Annotated in this window: 1 protein-coding gene; it reads right to left on the reverse strand. The window is 64.7% G+C overall.

Going from position 1 to position 1,528, the window contains the following annotated elements; all coding sequences use genetic code 11:
• Positions 1–278: 278 nt before the first annotated feature.
• Positions 279–1,409: an IS110 family RNA-guided transposase gene (locus IQ782_RS29570; RefSeq protein WP_194138234.1), complete on the reverse strand. Its 1,131-nt coding sequence runs from the start codon at positions 1,407–1,409 to the stop codon at positions 279–281.
• Between the last annotated feature and the right edge of the window lie 119 nt (positions 1,410–1,528).

Raw genomic sequence — 1,528 nt, forward strand, 5'->3', positions numbered from 1 at the left:
TCTCATGATCGCTGTCAACCCCTTGTTTCACGGCAAATATTCCGGCGAGGCCGGGCGATGCGTGGTGTAGATGCGCAGGGTAGGAGACGGAACTGAGACGACGGTTGAGCAAGCTCTCATGCGCGGGTTGGTTACCGCATGACCGTGGTTTCGTCCTGGGGCTGCCTCGCTCTAAGGATCGGGCGTCGACAGTGTCGGCCCATAACAGGGACGAGGGTTCCCCACCGTGTTCCGCCCCCAACCCTGCGCATCGGGCTCGTCAGGGAAAGGTTATTTCCTCAGGCCGACACTGTGGTCCCTCCTGCCAGTGGGGCTGTCACAGCTTTGGCGATGGCCCAGATGAAGCCCACCATCTCGCGCGCGATTGCCGTGATGACCACGACCTTCGCCTTCCCGGTGGCGACCATGTGACGGTAGCGCTGGCACATCCGGAGTTGCCCCTTCCATGCGATATCGCGGGCCACCTTCGGCAGCGCCTCCAATCGGGCAAGGAGTTTCGGGCTGACACGCGCCTGCATGCGATAGCTCCAGGCGCCCTCGACCAGTGCCCTCCGCGCCAAGCCGCTGCCAGCCTTGGTGATCCCGCCGCGCCGGACACTGGCACCGCTGGAATGCTCGGATGGCGTCAGACCGAGGTAGGCCATGAGTTGCCGCGGATTGTCGAAGCGCTGAAAGTCCCCGACCTCGGCCACCACGGTGACCGCGACAATGAAGCCGACGCCGCGCATCGCCTGGATCGCCTCAACAACCGGCGCGAGGCTCCAGGCAGGCAGCAGGTCCGCGATCTGTCCGGTCAGCCGCTCCACCCGCGCTTCGGCGTCCGAAACGGCGTCGATATAGTCTTGAAGGACGATCTGCTGCGCCGGATGCGAAAAGCGCACCATCGCAAGCCAGCGCCGATAGGCTCCCGTCCAGCCTTTCTTCCCGGGATAGATCCGTCCATGGCGCAACAGGAACCCCTGAAGGTGCTGGCGCGCCTTGCCTGCCACCCGCAGGGCCGTCGCTCGGGCCCGCACCAGGTCGCGCATCGCCTCGTGCGCTTCGTCGGGCACCCAAACTGCCGTCAGTTCACCGGCCCGGTGCAGCTTCGCCAGCATCACCGCATCACGGCGGTCGGTCTTGACCCGATCACCGGCCTTGATCGGTATCAACGAGGGGGCGACCACAATGCAGTCGTGCCCCATATCGACAAGCTGTCGATGGAGGCCATAGCCGCAGGGGCCCGCTTCATAGCAAAAGTGCAGACTCGTCCGGCCAGCCGCGAGTTTGTCGACCAGCTTGCGCACATGATCAGGCCGATGTGCGACCGTCCCCAGATGGCGAACCTCGCCGCCGCGTTCTCCCTGCGCAACCGCGACTGAGATCGTCGCCTTATGGACATCCAATCCGATGAACGTGCTATCCTGCATGTGGTCTCTCCCCCATTCTTGAGGCTCGGCGCCCGCCAACCGGGCGCAACCCTCGAACGGAGAATGCCGCGGGAGAGGCCGCCAGCCCAGTCAGGCTCACACCGCGATCATGGGGTCTA

It is taken from the genome of Salipiger mangrovisoli (assembly GCF_015223355.1).
Lineage (GTDB): Bacteria > Pseudomonadota > Alphaproteobacteria > Rhodobacterales > Rhodobacteraceae > Salipiger > Salipiger mangrovisoli.